Below are 17,415 nucleotides of genomic sequence, written 5' to 3'. Positions count from 1 at the left end.
GCGCGGCGTGCAGGTCCGACGAGCATCGGGAGACTCAGCACAGATGATCGTGCAGCAGCGCCTGCTCTACCGCCGTAGCGCCTGCAGGACTATCCACGCTTGGCGGGGAGTACAACAAGTAGCCGCGATCCGTGCACGCAACCGTGGTGTCTTCGACACGGCGGGCCAGTTGGCGCTTGTGCGCGGAGAACGTGAGCAGATGTCGCTCGCACCGGTCGATCGGGTTGGACAGGCGGGTGAGTGTCGACTGCTTGGTCGAGTGTGACGAATCGTGGATCTCGTGTGGGTACGCGATCCGTGGAGCGCTGACCGATCGTTGCTGCGCCCTCTATCTGATGTGGAAGACGTGGACCAGGTGTGGTGTATCGGCCAGGGTGTGAGGTGCAAATGCGTGGTAGGCCCAGACGTGGACCCAGGCGTTGCCGGTTCGTACCGTGAGTACGGTCTTGAACATTCCCGGTGCGAAGTAAGTCAGGATCAGGAAGACCACCGACAGGGCGGCATTTCCTGGTGAGTCGAAGATCGTCCACGCGTCCCAGACGTGCAGCGCCGTGTAGGTGAGCCCACCGAGGATGACCGTGGCGGCGGTCGAGCCGGTGAGCAGAAGGAAGCGTGGCACCAAGATCGCGTAGATGAAGACCATGGCGGGCAGTACGGCGCCGGCGAGGTACAGCGTGAAGGTCAGGGGAGCACCCAGCAGGATCTGACGGGCGGTGAGGTCGAAGATCTCGGGCTCGAGCGCGGCGATCTGGACGAGTGATTCGACGCCGAGGATCACGCCGATGAGTAGGGTGTCGGCCCGGCGGTTGCCGGAGCGGAGGTTGAGCGCCTCGGCCGAGTACCGGCGTCGGAAGTAAAGGAGGGGAACCACCGCGTAGATGACCAGGTTGAAGCCGGCCCAGGTGATGGCCTCGGCGGGGCTGACATGCTCGTGGGTTCCGTAGATCGAGCCCGCCAGGTGGAGACCGAAGGGATGCCATCCGAGGAGTCGGGCAAGGGCGAAGCCGAGGCCCAGCGCGCCTGCCGCGTAGAGGAGCAGGAACAGCGTTTCGCGGGCGGCCACCGCTCGCCGCGGTGCACGGCTGGCGAGGTCAGGCACGGCCCGTTTGCGGGAGACCCAGTAGGTGAGTGCGGTGAGCAGCAGCACCTCGACGAGGACGAGGTTGGCGTCTACCACGCGACCGAGCGGTGTCCGCGCGGCGGCGTTCGGCCAGTCGAACGGCAACGTGTCTCCCGCCACAGCAAGAGCCAGTCCGTTGCAGGCCACCCAGCCCAAGGCGGCAAGGCGGACGCTGCGCCGGCGGAGCAGCGCGCGGAGGCCACGGCGGCGCGCGGGGTGCGCTTCGGGCTCGTTGACGAGCGTCATGATGGGTCTCCAACACCTTTGGTAGCACGACTGTGCTACTAAACGGAACGCTAGCACGACTGTGCTATAAAGGGCCAGTGCCCAAGGTTGTGGATCCGGTGGAGCGCCGCCGTGAGCTCGTCGGGGCAGTACTACGGGTGGTACGCCGCGACGGCCTGGAGCAGGCCTCGGTGCGCAACGTCGCGCGTGAGGCGGGGCTGTCGATGGGATCGCTGCGCCACTACTTCGTGAGTCAGTCCGAGCTGATGGTCTTCGCGTTCCGGACGGTCATCGACCGGATCGGGGCCCGCCTCGCGATGCTGGAGGCCGAGCCCGACCCGAGGCGACGAGCCGAGCGCGTGTTGGCTGAGCTGCTCCCGCTCGATGACGACCGGCGCGCCGAGAATGAGGTCTGGTTGGCCTTCACATCCCGGGCCATGGTCGACCCGTCGCTTCGGGTCCTGCGTGACGAGGGATACGACGCGCTCCAGGTCGGCTGTCGAGCGATACTCGCCGACCTCTCCGCAGCCGGTCTCGCCCCGACCGACGTACGGGCTGAGGCCGAGCGGCTGCACGCCTGGCTCGACGGCCTCGCCGTGCACGCGGCCATGCGACCAGACCTCTACACCGCCGATAAATTGACAGCCGCCATCACGTATCACCTCGACATGCTCGCAACCGAAGCAGCCGTTGCCCCACGAAACCGGCGGCCGCGTTGAACCCTGATACGTCGGCGCCGTGCAGCGGGTGGTCTCGCCGACGACGGACCGCGCAGGTGCGGGATGCGCGTAGACCTCCGTCGAGGCGGGTGGCATGTCCCAGCAGTGCCTGTGCCTCGTCCAAGGTGCGGCCGGTATCAAGCACGTTGCTCGCGAAGGCGTGGCGCAGTATGTGCACCGGCCCGCTCCAGTCCGGCTCGGCGCGACAGCGCAGCCAGCAGTTCGGTCACCGCTCTGGTCGCATCGGCGCACCCAGCGGTTCCCGGAACAGGTTCGCCAGCCTGAACTCGCAGGCCGCGGCGGCTGACACCTGTTGTCGTTCCCAGCAGTAGGCGTCCTGGGCCTGCCCGACCAAGAAGTCCAGCGGCACGATCGCAAGGACCGACGCGACCGCGCCATTCGCTGATACTGGGGGTATGGACGACTGTTGCGATCCGAAGGGATATCAGGCGGTGTTCTCGTCGCGGTTCGCGCGGCGGGTGGCGAAGCGGTACTCCAAGCGTGGCCTGAGTCCGGCGGCGTCGCGGATGGTCGGGTTCGTGAGCGAGCACGGCCTCAAGGGGGCCACGGTGCTGGAGATCGGCGGTGGCGTCGGGGAACTGCAGGTCGAACTGCTCCGCCGCGGCGCGGCGCGGGTCACCAACCTGGAGATCTCCACCAGCTACGAGGCCGAGGCCAGGGCGCTGCTGGAGCGGTCGGGTCTGACCGAGCGGGTCACGCGGGGCTTCGGCGATATCGCTACCTCACCGGACCTGGCCGAACCGGCCGACGTGGTCGTGATGCATCGGGTGGTTTGTTGCTATCCGGACTACCAACTGCTGCTGTCGGTCGCGGCGAACCACGCGCGCCGGCTGCTCGTCTACAGCCACCCCGCGGACAACGTCGTGGCCAAGGCGATCGTCGGGTCCGAGAACCTCGTGCGCCGGCTGCAGCGCAATCCGTTCCGCGCGTTCGTCCATCCACCCGACGCGATGGTCGCCGCCGCGGAAGGCGACGGCCTGCGCACGGAGTACCGGCATCGGGCCAAGGACTGGCAGGTCGTCGGGCTCGTGCGCTGACGGTTGATCCGGAGCCATCAATCCGGGTCCACCGCCAGCTAATTCAGTTCACTGACTGAGCTTGGTGATCCGGGTGTATCAGATCCCCAGGCTCGTCCGGGTGCACACCCTCGCGGCCGCAGGCCGGCCAGATCATGTCCCTAGCCAGCACTGATAGCCGTGCGTATAGCCCGTTGAATAGCCAGCGGCATAGGCGGCGGCCCGCGATATCTGCTCGCGCGCCTGTCCGGCCGGGATGTGGACCGTGCGCTCAGTTGGACGACGGCCAGGCTTGTGGACGCTCTAGGTTCGCAGTGTCCACGACACAGCGGGAGCCACGCGAGTGCAGCGGTGGCTGGTCGCGATGCCGGTGAGGAGTCGTGGACCCCAACATCACCGCAGGCACCGACGGCAAGCTGACCGTCACCCTCACCCCAATGCGGTCACCCGACATCCAAGTCAGCTGGTTGATGATCGCCCAGACGTGCTAGGCGACGCTGTCGAGAGCTGCTCGGGTATCTCGTGGGTAGTTGCCTTTGGCATCAGATCAACCTCTGCCTCCGCCAGGGCGTCTGACAAGTGTGCCTGGCTACAAGGCTTGGCGCTTGGAAGGGGGGAATCACCGATGAATCGTCTTCGCACTCTCGCCCGCGTCGTGGCAGTCGGAGCCGCCGGCACCTTGCCGGCGGCCGCACTGCCCAGCCAAGCGGCCGTCACGACGGCCTCAACGACAACCGTTGCTGCGAGCAGCAACCTCCACGCGCTCGATGCGAGCAAGCTCCGGTACATCCGCCGGTGCTGGGGATACGTGAGGTATCCGAACGCCGGCTGCGAGGTGTCCGCCGCCGTCCCGAAGGGCTGGAAGATGACCAGGCTCAGCACCTACCACGCCCGCTTCGACGACCGGTCGAGGACCTGGATGGTGCGGATCAACGGCGGTCTGGGCGGCAAGCAGAGCAGCTCGACGGCGGCCCTGAGCAAGCAGCAGAGCCTGCGCGGGGTGCCCGGCCTGAGGATCGTGTCCCGCGTGACCAGCACAGAGGTCTACGCGCCCGGGCCCAATCCCAGCACCACGGTCAAGGTCACCACACTCACCTACACCTACCGCAGCTATCGCGGCACCCGCTGGGTGGCCACCCGGTACGTCGAGTTGTGGGGCCCGCGCGCCTACGTCGAGATCACGGTGGCGGGTCGCCAGAAGGACCAGGCAGGCCTGAAGACCGTTCTGGCGAAGGCAACCCGGACCATCGCGCTAGCAGGTTGACCCAGCCCTCACAAGGTCCGCAAGACTGGAGGCGGGCGGCTGCTTTGGGCGTGAGCGTTGCCAAGGCCGCCCGCCATACCAGCTGACGCGGGAGGTCAGCTCTGGTACACCCAGGCAGGTAGGTCGGCGATGCTGTCGAGGATGGCGTGGGGACGCCAAGGTCCCTGGCGACGACGCAGCCCGGCGGTGTCATCCAGCGCTGCGGCTGGTCGCCGGGATGATCGGCAGGAGCAGCGAAGACGTGTGTTGCCCGCCGGTGAAGAGGGTCATGGTGCCGCCGAAGACCGTGTGTGGACGGGCGCGTTCGTCGGTGTGGACGAAGATGCCGTTGCCGCGCATACGGACGCCGTACGCTTCCGGCCACGGACCTTCGCCGGCGAACGCGAAGTCGCGGCCGCACAGTGTGACGCCGAGCCGGTATCCGGCGGGGATGATCACCGAGGTGGGCCAGATCTCGATGTCGACGCCGACCGGCTCGCCGGGCGTGAGCGGCTGCGACTCGGTGTAGGTCTGCCAAGGCCGGTACGGCGTGCTGAGCGCTGGGTCGGTCGAGCGAAGCGAGGCGCGTAGCCAGCCGAACGCGATAGCGCCCTCGGGATCCATTGCACCGGGAAAGGTGACGTCCTGTCCGTTCGGGTCCTGCACCCGCAGTACGAGGAACAGGTCGGCGTCTGTGGTGCTGGACGCAACGGTCAGGTGCGCGGAGGCAGGTCCGGTGATCTCGGTTTCCACGCTCAACGGGTCCGTCCAGAACGTGACTCCGTCGTCGAGTGCGGCGAAGTCGACGCTGGTCGCGGACCGCGGCGGCGTGGTGTCGAGTTGCCGGCGGTCGACGTCGAGGTGGAATGTTGTCCACGTAGTCCGGGCCAGTGGCCACTCGTTCTCGGCGCGCTGCGCGAACGTGCCGTCCACCCTGCGCAGGTTGAGGTACACCGGTGGCTGATCGCGCCAGCCGGTGTCCTCGTCCTTGAGGAAGTGGCCGAAGAACCGTTTCTGCAGCCGCAGGCCGTAGTCGGTGTAGAACTCGACCCAATGCTGCTGCCCGTGGACCTCGAGCCACTTCTGGCCGGCCGGGATCGTGTTGTAGCCCTCGAACCCGCCGCGGGTATGCAGGTGGTGGCCCCAGTTCGTGGCGGACAGCGTGGGCACGGTGATCCGGGTGAGATCGGCCGACCGGTCCCGGTAGTAGTCGTCCAGAATCGGGCGGGCGAGCATCTCGGCGACCACGTCCGCCCGGCTCTTCTCGAGCACGTCCGGATCGAGCGTTTCCGGGCCGGCCACCGGCACCCCTGTCACTGGATTGCGTGCGCCGCGGTCGCCGACGCCGTGCTGCATCGCCTCCACCTGCGGCGGAAACCACTGGCTGAGGAAGTCGCTGGGAATACCGCCGTGGTGGGTGAACTCCCGGTAGTAGTCGGTCGCACCCTCCCACGGACAGATCGCTGCTAGGTGCGGTGGCTGAAGTGCGGCAACCTGCCATTGATTGACGGCGTAGTACGAGATCCCGAGCAGGCCGACCTTGCCGTTGCTCCACTGCTGCACTCCGGCCCACTCGATGCAGGTGTAATAGTCGCGGGCCTCGCGCGGCGAGAAGATGTCGACATACCCGGGGGATCGGCCGGAGCCGCGGGCGTCGACACGGATGACGACGTACCCGTCGGGAACCCACTTCTCGGGATCGACTGTCTCCCAGTTCTGGTAGCGGTTGGACGAGCCGTCGAGCGCGTCGGGATGCTCGGCCTCCAGGTTCGACCACGCGAACCTGAACGCCTGCTGGAACGACAGTCCCTTCGCATACGGCCCGTGGGTCATGATGACCGGATAACGGCCGTCCGTGTCGGGCCGGAAGATATCGGCCCGCAGGACCACGCCGTCGTCCATGGTGATCGGCACATCCCAATCGATGCGCATCAAGTTCTCCTTGGGTTGGTGTCGACAGTGCTGAGTTCCCTTACCAATGAACCGCGGCCGGAGCGGCCCCGACAGGGGTACCGCCGCAGCGGCCTCAGATACTCTCGATCCGCTCAGCAGATGGAGGTTCAGGCATGGAGTTGCGCCAGCTACGCCATTTCATCGCGCTCGCGGAGGAGCGCAGCGTGACCGCCGCGGCCCGTCGCGAGCTGATCGTGCAATCCGGACTGTCGAACTCTCTGCAGGCCCTGGAACGCGAGCTGGGCACCGAGCTCTACCTCCGCGGCACCAGGCCGGTGCGGCTCACCGCCACCGGAGAGGCTCTGTTGGCGCCGGCCCGCGAGGCGTTGCGCGCCGCAGAAACCGCCCGTCGCGCGGTGCAGGAGACCCGGGACGTGCTCGTAGGCCGGCTCCGCCTCGGCATCGCCCTCTCGGCGCAGTACCTCGTACCGTTCGCCGGCTACCTCGGCGCGTTCCTGCGCGACCACCCCGGCGTCGACGTCCGAATGCGCCCCGCCGCCGCGCTGGTCATGCTCGACATGGTGGAGAACGGCGAGCTCGACTGCGCCATCGGACCGGCCTTGGAGCAACGCGGACGGTTGCGTCTTACCTCGCTGGCCAGCGAGCCGCTCGCGCTGACCTGTCGCAGTGATCACGAACTCGTCCGCCGTGACCGTGTGACGGTCGCCGACCTCGCGGGGGAGCGCTTCGTCGACGTACCCCCGGGCTGGACCGCGCGCCTGCTGTGCGATGCCCTGTTCGCCGGGGCCGGACTGACGCGGCGGATCGTCGCGGAGGTCGGCGACTGGGAGGTCCTGCTGGAGATGATTGCCGCCGGCGCCGGTATCGGATTCACCCCGGTGGGACTGCAGTACAGGGTCATGACCGATCCCGACAGCCCGCTGCGTCACCTCCGAGTGGACGGCGCCCAGATGGATCGCCACCTCTACCTGATCCTGCCGCCGCACGCCGAGACCAGTCCTGCGGCCGCCGCGTTCGCGGCCGGCATGCTGGCCCGGCACGGCGCCGGCTGAGGGCTCCGGCCTCGGGATCTCCAGGAGAGATGGACGCCATCTCATCCAGGCCCACAAAGTCTGGCATCGGCCTTCGCGAGCAGGCGGTTCTCATCGAGTGGAAGCATCATCCGCTTGCGAGAGGTTTGGAAATGAGTACAGCTACACGTTCGTCCCGTGTTGCGGTTGCCAGCACTCGGCGACATCTGGCCGGTTTCTGGTTCGTGGCTGCCGCGTTCCTGACGTTGATGGCATTCGGTACCGTCCCCACCCCACTGTGGCCGATCTATCAGGTCCGGGATCACTTCGGCGCGACGACGGTGACGATCGCCTTTGCGGTGCTGGTCGTCGGCACCGGCTCCAGTTTCCGGCTGCTCGGCCACCTGTCCGATCGGCTCGGCCGCCGCCGGGTGATCGTTCCTGGACTGCTGGTCGCGATTCTTGCCGATGCGGTGCTGGCCTTCTGGCCTGATTTGCCTGGCCTGATCGTCGGCCGGGTGCTGACGGGTGTGGCGATCGGTCTGATCGCGTCGACAGCGACCGCCTATCTCGCGGATCTGTACCACGAGGCGCGGCCCGAGCGGGACGGATCACCTGTTCCCGCACTGGTCGCGACCGCCGTCAATCTCGGTGGTCTCGCACTCGGCCCGCTGGCTGCGGGAGTACTGGCCCAGTGGGCGCCGGCGCCCTTGCGTACGCCGTACATCATCTTCGGAGCGTTGATGGCGGGGCTTCTCGTGCTCGTGCTGGCCAGCCCAGAGACCATCGACACCGCTGCGGCGGATCAGGACCGACCGGTGCGCTTTGCGCTGCGTCCAGGTCAGGGCGCAGCCTTCGGGGCAGCGGCAGCCGTCGGGTTCTTCGCGTTCGCGGTGATGGGGTTGTTCTCGTCGCTGGGCGTCATCATCGTGCGCAGCGAGTTGGGCATCACGTCATATTTCATCGCCGGCCTGGCGCCGTTCGCCGCCTTCGCCGCGTCAGCCGTCGCGCAGCTCGCGCTCGGTAGGCTCGCCCAGTCGGCGGTGCTCTTGATCGGCGGGCTGCTGTTCCCGATCGGGCTGGCCCTGACCGCGGTGTCGCTCTACCAGCCGACGCTCTGGCTGGCGCTCACGTCTGCGGCTCTTGCCGGCGGTGGCGCGGGGCTCCTCATCAAGAGCGGTGTGACTCAGGCCGCGATCGCCGCCGTACCGGCTTCGCGGGCCGGCGTGCTCGCCATGTTCTTCATCATCGCGTACGTCGGCATGGGGCTGCCGTCGATCGCGTTCAGCCTGGTCATCCAGCATGTCGCGCTCCGGCCGTCGATGATCGGTTTCGCCAGTGTGCTGTCGGTCGGCGCATTCATCGCCATCGTCATCGCTCGCCGATCAGCCGCCGTCGCCGGGTCCGGCCGACCGGGGGTGCAGAGCCGATAGACCTGGACGGCTGGTGACGAGGCAGCAGATGTGGCCGATCCTCGACGTCGGGGTGCAACTCCGTCTGCTGCCTCTCGCAATGCTGACGCAGGCTCCGTGCCGGTAAGGGGCGTCTATGGGCTGTACCCAGCCGGTTCCCGTCGGCGATGCCTTCGGCAACGAGTTCGTCCAGCGGTTCGAGAAGGGCGCTGAACCGGGCACGACGCTGGACGGTACCGCCCTCATCCCCTGGGACGAGGTCGCAGCCGTCCTGGTCGAGAGCACCAGCGGCCACCAGTTCGTGAAGACCACGATCTGAACCTGTGCCGACCGCTGGGAGGGATCACTCTCGCCGTTCGTCCGGGATCGACTGCAGGGCTGTTGTGAGGACGGCGTCGAGTATCGCCTGGGCCTGGTCACCTGCGGGGAGGGCCCGTGCGATCGTGATGGCGCCCACGATCGAGGCCACGAGGGTCCAGGCCTGCTGCACCTGTTCCTCCTTGTCGCCGGGCATGGCGGGGGCGATGGTGGCGATCACGTCGACCATCCGGCGGCGATATGTCTCGCGGACGGAGTCGCCCGCCCGTGCCACGTCCGCGCTCAGTGACGGCATCACACAGCCGTCTGCGGGGTTCTCGCGGTGCAGGTCGCTTAGGTAGACGCGGAGAACGTCGCCGAGCAGGCGTCGTCGTACGGCCGGCTCCTGGTCGGCGAGACCGGCGAACTCGATACCCAACTGCGTGGCCACGACCTCTTCGAGGACGGCTTCCTTGTTGGCGAAGTTGGAGTAGAGGGCCCCCGAGGTGACCTGGGCCGACGCGGCCAGGCCGTCGACCCCCACGCCGTGGAAGCCGTTCTCCTTGAGCGTTCGCCCCGCCTCCTGCACGATCGCGGCCTTGGCCTGCGCTCTGTGCTCCTTCGTGTACCTCATCCCCGGCCTCCTTCCTGTCTCCGGGCGCTCGGACTTTAGCGTAGCGCTCGCTATATAACGAGCGCTACGCCGAGTACGTCGATCACGGGCGTCCGGGTGAAGGCGGTAGAACGGTGTCGTGCTCCGAGAGCAACCCGAGCATGCGCTCGTCGATGCACAGGTCCCCAGGGCTGCACCTGGACGCCGGGCTGCGGCTCGTCGCCGCCCTCCACGAACATCGCCTCCGCGCCACCGGGTGTGTAGATGAACACGAGCTGGCGCGGCGGATGCCCGGGTCGTTGAAGCGGTGGACATTGCCGCGCGGCAGAAACACCACATCACAGGTCGACGCGGTGAAGGTCTCGTCGCCGGGTTGCAGTACCCGGGCGACGCGTTCAGTGGCGCAGGAATCCCAAGGTCTGCTGCACGAAAAGGGCGTGGTACTGGAAGATGCCGCCATGCCCGGAATCGGGGTAGATGCTCAGCTGGGCGTCAGGGAGTAGCTGTGCCAGCTCGAAGGAATTGATCGTCGGCAGCATGATGTCCTCGTCGCCGTTCACGACCAGGACGGGCTGCGCGACGGTCGCCAGTCCGGCGGGGGAGGTGCCCTGCTCCCACTTGGCGAGCGCGGTGAGCTGGGCGCCGATCGACTCGTTCGTCAGGGGCGTGTCCCGATCCTGCAGGGTGCGCTCGTCGAGGCGGCCCAGGAAGGCGTCGGCGGCTGCCTGACTGGTCGGCGTAGGCGAGAAGAACAGGATGTGCTTGGGGTGCTTGCCCTGGTTGGACGCCTGCTGAATGGCACTCTGGAGCACGGGTCCAGCGCTCGCACCTCCCTTGCCGCCGGCGGGGCCGGTTCCGGCCAGAACGAGGCGCCGGACGAGGTCTGGACGCTGTTGGGCGACGACCTGGGCGACCATGCCGCCAAGGGAGAAGCCCAGCAGGTCGACTGTGCCCAGTCCGAGGGCCTCGAGGAACGCCACGGCGTCCTCGGCCATGGCCTCGACGTTGTCGGGGGTCGTACCTCCGGATCGACCGACGCCGCGGTTGTCGAAGGCGATCACGTGGCGCTCTGAGGCGATGCCATCGATCACCGCCGGGTCCCAGTCGTCCAGCCCGGCCGTGAGGTGGTGCAGGAATACGAGCGGGACGCCGCCGTCGGTGCCCGCCTGCCGATACGCGAAGGGGACTCCGTCGACATCCACCGTCATGGTCGGCGTGTCCTTGTAGCTCACTGTCATTGCTCTTCACTCTCCGACTTGTGCCGCGTCGGGGCGGCATGCCCAGCGTCGTAGGATAACGATCGCTATATAACGAACGCTATCCTATGCGAGGGGCGTACACCAACCGGAGAGCGAAGGGCCACAGATGCGAGACACCGACGAGCGCGAAGTCACCGGGTCCACGAAGACCCAGGTACTGGTGGTCGGAGCCGGCCCCGTGGGATTGGTTGCCGCCTGTGATCTGGCGCGCAGGGGGATCGCGGTGCGTGTCATCGACGCCGCCGACGGATCGTCGTCGGGTTCGCGCGCTAAAGGGCTGCAGCCCCGCAGCCTCGAAGTGCTCGATGACCTCGGAGTGGTCGGACGGATCATGGCGTCTGGACGCTCCCGGACGCCGATACGCAAGTACCAGGGCACGACCGTCCTGGGAACGAGCGAGGTGAACCCTGATGCCCAGGAACCGAGCTGCTCCACCCCCTACACCCGCACCATGCTGATCCCGCAGTGGCGCGTGGAGGAGGTGCTGCGCGAGCGGCTCGGAGAACTGGGCGTGGCCGTGGAGTACGGGTCGCGGCTTGTGGGACTGGAGCAGGACGGCGAATTCGCCCATGTCACCATCCAGAACGCGGGCGGGCGTGAGAACGTCTCCGTCCCCTATGTCGTGGGCAGCGACGGGGCGTCCAGTGAGGTGCGAAAGCTCATCGGCGTCGGTTTTCTGGGGCAGACGGACGAGACAGTCAGAATGCTCACCGGCGATGTCGAACTGAGCGGGTTGGACCGCGACTTCTGGCACTGGTGGCCCAGCCCCGACGGGAAGCTCCTGGCGCTGTGCCCGCTCGCGTCCACGGACACCTTCCAGATCCAGATCGGTGTGTCCCCCGATGCCGCGGACGAGTTCTCGCGGGAGGAGATTCAGAGCCTGATCGACCAGCGGAGCGAGCGAAACGACATCCGCGTACGGCGCGTTGTGTCCCAGTCCGTCTGGCGTTTCAACGTGCGGATGGTCGACCGGTACAGGGTGGGCCGGGTCTTCCTCGCCGGTGACTCGGCCCATGTCCACTCGCCGGCAGGAGGACTAGGAATGAACACCGGTATCCAGGACGCATACAACCTCGGCTGGAAGATCGCTCACGTGCTAGGTGGAGCCCCTGAAGCCCTCCTGGATACCTACGAGGAGGAACGGCTCCCCATCGCCGCCGACATTCTGAGTCTCTCCTCGAAGCTCATCTCCGAACGCCTCAAAGGGGGCGTGCCGAGTGAGGGGCGAAGCACGGACACCCTGCAACTGAATCTGAACTATCCCGCCAGCGCGCTCAACGACGGCCCGGTGCGATCTGGAGCGGTCGTGAACCCGGGGGACCGCGCACCGGACTCGCTGGTCCAGGCAGCCGACGGCACCACCACCCGGTTCTTCGACCTCTTCCGCGGTCAGCACCTGACCGCGCTCGCCTTCGGGCCGCAGAGCCGCAAGACCGCCCAGGTTCTCGCCGAACGCTTTCCCCGGGAACTGCGGACGTTCGCTGTCCTACCGCCCGATTCTCCCAACGCCGACCTGGATGCGAGTTCGATGATCGACCACGCGGGCCACGCTCACCGCGATTACGGCATTGACGGCGACACTCTTCTGATCGTGCGGCCTGACGGTTACGTCGGCATGCGTGTCACCGACCCGGACCAAGCCCGCGCCTTGGACTACCTCGGGCGAATGCTGCCTTCAGGAAGACCAGTCGGCTGCTGAAACCACCTGGATTTGCTGCGATCTCGTTCATCGGGAAGGTCGCACTCATGCCAAACCGCCGAGCCGGCTGAGGTGGATCTCCAGGAGAGATGGAAGCCATCTCATCCACGCCCACCAAGTCTGGTATCGGCCTTCGCGAGCAGGCGGTTCTCATCGAATGGAAGCACCATCCGCTTGCGAGAGGTTTGGAAATGAATACAGCTACAGGGTCGTCTCGTCTCGCGCACCTGACAAGCGTGCGTGCACTCGCCATCGTCATCGCGGCGGTCGCCGGCATCGCCGGGCTGCTCATCACGTCCGGACCGGGGGCGTCCGCCCAAGCCGGACCCGCTCGCGCTCGATCCGCCCCGGGCGGCGCTGCCCTTACGGCCCAGCGCGCCTGCTCACTCAACCCATCACCGCCGGCCGGCTTCATCGAGCGCAAAGTCAAAGTCAACGGCATCGGCATCAACTACGTGCGCGGCGGTCACGGGCCTACCCTGCTCCTGCTACACGGCTACCCGCAGACCTGGTTCACGTGGGACCACATCCTGCCCGCGCTCGCCCAGCACTACACGGTCGTCGCGCCCGACCTGCCCGGCGCCGGGCTGAGCGATGCTCCCACCTCCTCCGCCGCCTATACGAAGAAGGCGATGGCCGCCGACATCTACGCGCTCATGGTCAAGCTCGGCCTCAGCCGCGACATCAGGGTCGTCGGCCATGACATCGGCACCACGGTCGCCTATCCGTACGCCGCCGCCCATCCCGGTGACGTCGTGAAACTCGTGCTCAGTGAAGCCCCGATCCCGGACCCGACCATCTACACATTCCCCTCGCTGACTCCGAACGGCCCCGGGCTGTGGTGGTTCGGCCTGTTCGCCGAGAAAGACGGCCTGGCCGAGGACTTGATGACCGGCCGGGAGCGGAAGTGGGTGACCGACTTCATGCCGACGAGCGAGGTGGTCAAGGGCGCCCTCACCGCATGCGACCTGGACATCTACGCCCACTTCCTCGCGCAACCCGGACACTTGCGGGCAAGCATCGCGTGGTTCGCCACCCTGCCGCAAGACGTCAAGGACAACGCCGTCTACCAGAAGACCAAGCTCAGCATGCCGGTCCTCGCCATCGGTGCCTCGGGCAACCTTGGTAGCCGTGAGGCCACTTGGGTCCGTGGGTACGCCACCAACGTGACCGGGGTGGTTGTCCCGAACTCCGGGCACTGGCTCTACCAGGAACACCCCGCCGAGCTCACCAGGATCCTCCTGCCGTTCCTGGGATAACCGGCGCTCGGGCGGCTGCCGCTGCGACCACCGGCAGCCGCCCGTCGGGGCCGGTGAGCTGTCTGTGGATCTCGCTGGCCATTGTGATCACCGTGTCGGGGTCGTCGCCACAGGGGATGAGGTTGAAGGTTGTGCATCCTGCCTCGGCATAAGGACCGAGGAAGTCGGTTACCTCCGCAGCGGAGCCGAATGGCGAGTACCGCTCGAACTTGTCGAATGGCAGCCGGTAGGTGGCCTGCATCGCATCAGCGACGGCGGATCTGGCACGGTCGCGGTTCGGGGCCAGTCCGCACCAGACGTTGAGTCCGTGCGAGAACGCTGCGGTCTCGCGGCCGATTTCCGTTGCCAGGGCGGCGATGGTTGCTGTTGCTGCCGCAAACCGGGTGGGTGAGATCCAGATCCCGAGCCAGCCGTCGCCCAGGCGCGCGGCGCGGTCGAGTGCTGCTCCCGATCTGCCTCCGACGATCAGCGGGGCGGGCTTGGTCGGGATCGGCCGTACGAGCGCGTCTTCGACGGTGAAGTGGTCGCCGTGGAAGGTGACCCGATCGCCGGCAATCAGGTTGCGCAGGACCGTCAGTGATTCGTCCATCCGCTTGCCTCGGGTCGCCGGATCGACGCCGCAGACAGCGACCTCGTGGCGGTCCTCGCCGCCTATTCCGACGCCTAGGGTGAGCTTGCCCGGCGCCAGTTCGGCGAGGTCGCTGAGTTGGCGGGCCACCGGAACCGGGTGGCGCAGCGGCAGCAGATACAAGCCGACGTAGACGCCGAGGTCGGGGCGGCATCCCAGTGCCGCGGCGGCCTGGATCAGGCCGTCCATGCCGAAGCCTCCGTGGAAGCTGATGTGGTCGCCGAACACCACGTGGTCCAGCCCGGCGTCGGCGATGCCGATCAGTGCCTCGCGCCGTTGCGTGCCCGTGAGCAGACGGCCTCCTATCGCCGGGATCGCCGTACCCGCGCGGATACTGCTCACGGGGCGCTCGGTCGATCCGTTCGGTGACATTGTCATGACAGGCCTACCTTCGTCTCGCTTCGGGGGACCGCGTGCGCCGATCGCGGGTGGCGGGGCACGAACCGGGGCACGCGCCGCGCGTACTCGCCGTACACGTCGCCGAGTTGACGGCGCAGGTCGCGCTCCTCGAACCGGACCCCGACGGCGATGTATGCCGATGCAGCGACCGCGAACAGCAGGTGCCCAGTGGTCATCGACGGGGTTGCCCAGAAGGCGACCAGCAGCCCCAGCATCATCGGATGTCGCAGCCACGCGTACATCCAGCGCTCCGCGAAGGACGGCGAGGTGTAGCGTCCGCGCCGCGCCCAGCCGCCCTGGCGCAGGCCCACGAAGTCGAGATGATCGATCATGAAGGTCGAGCTGAGTGCGATCACCCAACCCACAGCGCAGATCCCCCACAACAACGCAATCCACGGCTGCGCATCGACCCGCCAGATCGAGCCAGGTAGTCCACGCCACTGCCAGAACGTCAGGCCGAGGCACAGGCTCGTTGACAGTACGTACGTACTGCGCTCAAGCGCAGCAGGCACGCCTCGCGCAATCCGCCGCTTCACGCCGGCGCGGGCCATCACGGAGTGCTGGAGCGCGAACACCAACAGCAGGGCCGAATCGACAAGCACCGCCCGCCAGGCCGGCCCTGTCTGGGCGCGGTCGATGACGGGGACCAGTCGCAGGTTGCCGAGGAACGCGATCGCCCACGCCGCAGTCAACGCGAACGCAAGATAGGCGAACGCAGAGTAGACGCGCGAGGCCACGCCGGTCGAGTAGCTAGTCACGTCCCCAGCATCAGTGACGCCGAGATCGCCTGTCAGCAGTGGAACTACCGCACTTCGTCAGGGCCTGAACGGCCGCCGGCGACGACCCAGGCCGCGATCTGGGACCGCGACCGGAAACCCAGCCGAGCCCGGATGCGCTCCACGTGCGACTCCGCCGAGCGCTCGCTGATGCCGAGCCGGCCGGCGATGTCCCTGTTCGTGAGCCCCTGGGCGACCAATTGCGCCACCTCGTACTGGCGTCGTGTCACCGACGTGCCGGGAACAGATCGCAGCGGTGAGAGGCCGAGGAAGCCTCGCATGGCTTGCACGATGGCGTCCAGGTCGCCGATGTACGGAAGGTGATCGCGGCCGGTCAGCACCTCCAATCGCGCGCCCGGGATTCCGGCGGCGAGCAACCGAGCCTGCTCCAGCGGCGCCGCCCGGTCATGGTCGCGATGCAACACGAGCGTCGGGGCCTGAACGTTCGCGAGCAGATCGGTGATGTCGAGGTCATATGCGAGGGCGAGCATCGCGCGCGCAGTCTGGGGCGTCGTGGCCTCGCGTTGGTATCGGACGAACGCCGCTCTGGTCGCGGCGTCGGCGTCGGGGGCGAAGATGTCGGCCAGCACATCCGAACCAAGGCCCCAATGCTCCGCGATCAATCCGAGGACATGCTCACGGACCCGCACAGCCGCGATGTCGGCTCCGCGTACCCACCCCCCGTAGAGGACCAACCGCGAGACGCGAGCCGGATGCCCCGCCGTCCACGCGGCGGCCACCGCGGCACCCAATGACGCACCGAACAGATCGAATCGCGAAGCGCCGACCGCCCGGACGACAGCATCGAGTGTCTCGAGCTCCAGTTCCATCGACGGAACACGCTCCGCGGCCCCCGACAGCCCGCAGCCCACCTTGTCGTAACGGACCACCGTCCGCCCCTGCGCCAAGGACTCGTACAACGCACGCTCCGGCGGCATCGCCCAACTCAGCTCCAGATGGGTAAGCCATCCCGGCGCATGCACCAGAACCGGTCCACGCCCCACCACCGCATACGCGACCCGCGAACCATCGGCCAGCCTCGTCGTAGCGATCCGCTGCTCCACAGCCTCATTCTGCCGTGGCTCGTGACCATGCGTGGGCCGACGCTACCGGCTTCGACGCCGAGATCCGCGCTCTGCAAGACCGCGGGTATTCGGCTATCGGGTTCGGCAACCCGCTTCGCGATCTTGCCGGCGACGCCGCCTACCTGGCCGACTTCCTGCGGACCCTGAGTGGGCCCATCGTGCTCGTCGGTCATTCGTACGGCGGCAATGTGATCTCCACCGCCGCTATCGGCAACGAGCAGGTCAAGGCGCTCGTCCACCTCAACGGCTGGATGTGCGACGTCGGCGAGAGCCAGCAGGAGCTCCTCGAGAGGTTCGAAGGCAGCCTTGTGGGGCCCTCGATCCGGCCCGTTCCGTTCACCAACCCTGATGGGAGCGAGGGCGCCGACCTCTACCTTGCCCCCGAGGCCTTCCGAGAAGCCTTCGCCGCCGACGTCGATCCTGCGACGGCCGCAGTGATGGCTGCGGCACAGCGGCCCTACGCGGCTGCGGCGTTCGCAGCTACGCCGTCGGCCCCGCCCGCGTGGAACACACTGCCGTGCTGGTATTTGCTGGGCACCGAGCACAAGGCCATCCCGCCGGAGCTGCGGCGGTTCATGGCCGGGCGAGCGAACGCAACGATCGTGGAGGTGGCGGCTTCGCACGTCTCGTTCGTGTCCCAGCCCGAGGCCGCCACCCAACTCATCCTGCAGGCCGCCGAAGCGACAGCCGCAGCCGGCTGAACGGTCTTGACGTATCCGC

Annotated in this window: 16 protein-coding genes; 9 read left to right on the top strand and 7 right to left on the bottom strand. The window is 67.4% G+C overall.

The window, feature by feature from the left end; translation table 11 throughout:
* Positions 1-328: 328 nt before the first annotated feature.
* Positions 329-1,366 carry a hypothetical protein gene (locus OG555_RS40150; RefSeq protein WP_329478972.1) on the bottom strand — a complete coding sequence of 346 codons (1,038 nt, stop codon included), beginning with the start codon at positions 1,364-1,366 and terminating at the stop codon, positions 329-331.
* A gap of 77 nt (positions 1,367-1,443) precedes the next feature.
* Between OG555_RS40150 and OG555_RS40145 the strand changes: the two genes are divergently transcribed.
* From OG555_RS40145 to OG555_RS40135, 3 genes are all read left to right on the top strand, one after another.
* Positions 1,444-2,064 (top strand): TetR/AcrR family transcriptional regulator, encoded by a 621-nt coding sequence (locus OG555_RS40145; RefSeq protein ID WP_329478970.1) that lies wholly within the window; start codon positions 1,444-1,446, stop codon positions 2,062-2,064.
* Positions 2,065-2,480: 416 nt separating this feature from the next.
* Positions 2,481-3,122: a class I SAM-dependent methyltransferase gene (locus OG555_RS40140; RefSeq protein ID WP_329478968.1), complete on the top strand. Its 642-nt coding sequence runs from the start codon at positions 2,481-2,483 to the stop codon at positions 3,120-3,122.
* Positions 3,123-3,726: 604 nt separating this feature from the next.
* Positions 3,727-4,365 (top strand): hypothetical protein, encoded by a 639-nt coding sequence (locus OG555_RS40135; protein WP_329478966.1) that lies wholly within the window; start codon positions 3,727-3,729, stop codon positions 4,363-4,365.
* A 189-nt stretch (positions 4,366-4,554) separates the two neighbouring features.
* Here the strand turns inward: OG555_RS40135 and OG555_RS40130 are convergent, their stop codons facing one another.
* A complete protein-coding gene (locus OG555_RS40130; protein WP_329478964.1) occupies positions 4,555-6,276 on the bottom strand; it encodes a CocE/NonD family hydrolase in 1,722 nt (573 codons plus the stop codon).
* Positions 6,277-6,410: 134 nt separating this feature from the next.
* Here OG555_RS40130 and OG555_RS40125 point away from each other — a divergent pair, with 134 nt between their 5' ends.
* The 3 genes from OG555_RS40125 to OG555_RS40115 all read left to right on the top strand — a co-directional run bounded on the left by OG555_RS40125 (position 6,411) and on the right by OG555_RS40115 (position 8,999).
* The gene (locus OG555_RS40125) at positions 6,411-7,310 is read left to right on the top strand and encodes a LysR family transcriptional regulator (protein WP_329478962.1); all 900 of its coding nucleotides are present in this window, start codon (positions 6,411-6,413) and stop codon (positions 7,308-7,310) included.
* 131 nt (positions 7,311-7,441) lie between these two features.
* Positions 7,442-8,701, top strand: a complete 1,260-nt coding sequence (locus OG555_RS40120; protein WP_329478960.1) for an MFS transporter — start codon at positions 7,442-7,444, stop codon at positions 8,699-8,701.
* 115 nt (positions 8,702-8,816) lie between these two features.
* Positions 8,817-8,999: a hypothetical protein gene (locus OG555_RS40115; RefSeq protein ID WP_329478958.1), complete on the top strand. Its 183-nt coding sequence runs from the start codon at positions 8,817-8,819 to the stop codon at positions 8,997-8,999.
* A gap of 24 nt (positions 9,000-9,023) precedes the next feature.
* Here OG555_RS40115 and OG555_RS40110 read toward each other — a convergent pair whose 3' ends face one another.
* Entirely contained in the window at positions 9,024-9,611 is a 588-nt protein-coding gene (locus tag OG555_RS40110; RefSeq protein WP_329478956.1) for a TetR/AcrR family transcriptional regulator, read from the bottom strand.
* 374 nt (positions 9,612-9,985) lie between these two features.
* A complete protein-coding gene (locus OG555_RS40105) occupies positions 9,986-10,828 on the bottom strand; it encodes an alpha/beta fold hydrolase (protein WP_329478954.1) in 843 nt (280 codons plus the stop codon).
* A gap of 127 nt (positions 10,829-10,955) precedes the next feature.
* Between OG555_RS40105 and OG555_RS40100 the strand changes: the two genes are divergently transcribed.
* The gene (locus OG555_RS40100; protein WP_329478952.1) at positions 10,956-12,548 is read left to right on the top strand and encodes an FAD-dependent monooxygenase; all 1,593 of its coding nucleotides are present in this window, start codon (positions 10,956-10,958) and stop codon (positions 12,546-12,548) included.
* 191 nt (positions 12,549-12,739) lie between these two features.
* On the top strand, positions 12,740-13,807 hold the full coding sequence (locus OG555_RS40095) for an alpha/beta fold hydrolase (RefSeq protein WP_329478950.1): 1,068 nt from the start codon (positions 12,740-12,742) through the stop codon (positions 13,805-13,807).
* On the opposite strand, the gene OG555_RS40090 is transcribed toward OG555_RS40095, so the two are convergent.
* The 3 genes from OG555_RS40090 to OG555_RS40080 are packed head-to-tail and all read right to left on the bottom strand — an operon-like array spanning position 13,776 to position 16,674.
* Positions 13,776-14,777: an LLM class flavin-dependent oxidoreductase gene (locus OG555_RS40090; protein WP_329478948.1), complete on the bottom strand. Its 1,002-nt coding sequence runs from the start codon at positions 14,775-14,777 to the stop codon at positions 13,776-13,778. The two genes, OG555_RS40095 and OG555_RS40090, sit on opposite strands and share 32 nt — an antisense overlap.
* Before the next feature lie 32 nt (positions 14,778-14,809).
* Positions 14,810-15,592 carry a methyltransferase family protein gene (locus OG555_RS40085; RefSeq protein ID WP_329478946.1) on the bottom strand — a complete coding sequence of 261 codons (783 nt, stop codon included), beginning with the start codon at positions 15,590-15,592 and terminating at the stop codon, positions 14,810-14,812.
* 44 nt (positions 15,593-15,636) lie between these two features.
* Positions 15,637-16,674 carry an alpha/beta fold hydrolase gene (locus OG555_RS40080; RefSeq protein ID WP_329478944.1) on the bottom strand — a complete coding sequence of 346 codons (1,038 nt, stop codon included), beginning with the start codon at positions 16,672-16,674 and terminating at the stop codon, positions 15,637-15,639.
* Positions 16,675-16,688: 14 nt separating this feature from the next.
* Between OG555_RS40080 and OG555_RS40075 the strand changes: the two genes are divergently transcribed.
* Positions 16,689-17,396, top strand: a complete 708-nt coding sequence (locus tag OG555_RS40075; protein ID WP_329478942.1) for an alpha/beta fold hydrolase — start codon at positions 16,689-16,691, stop codon at positions 17,394-17,396.
* Positions 17,397-17,415 lie beyond the last annotated feature (19 nt).

It is taken from the genome of Kribbella sp. NBC_01484, assembly GCF_036227145.1.
In the GTDB taxonomy this organism is placed as follows: Bacteria; Actinomycetota; Actinomycetes; order Propionibacteriales; family Kribbellaceae; genus Kribbella.
This window is presented reverse-complemented; position numbering and strand designations above follow the sequence as displayed.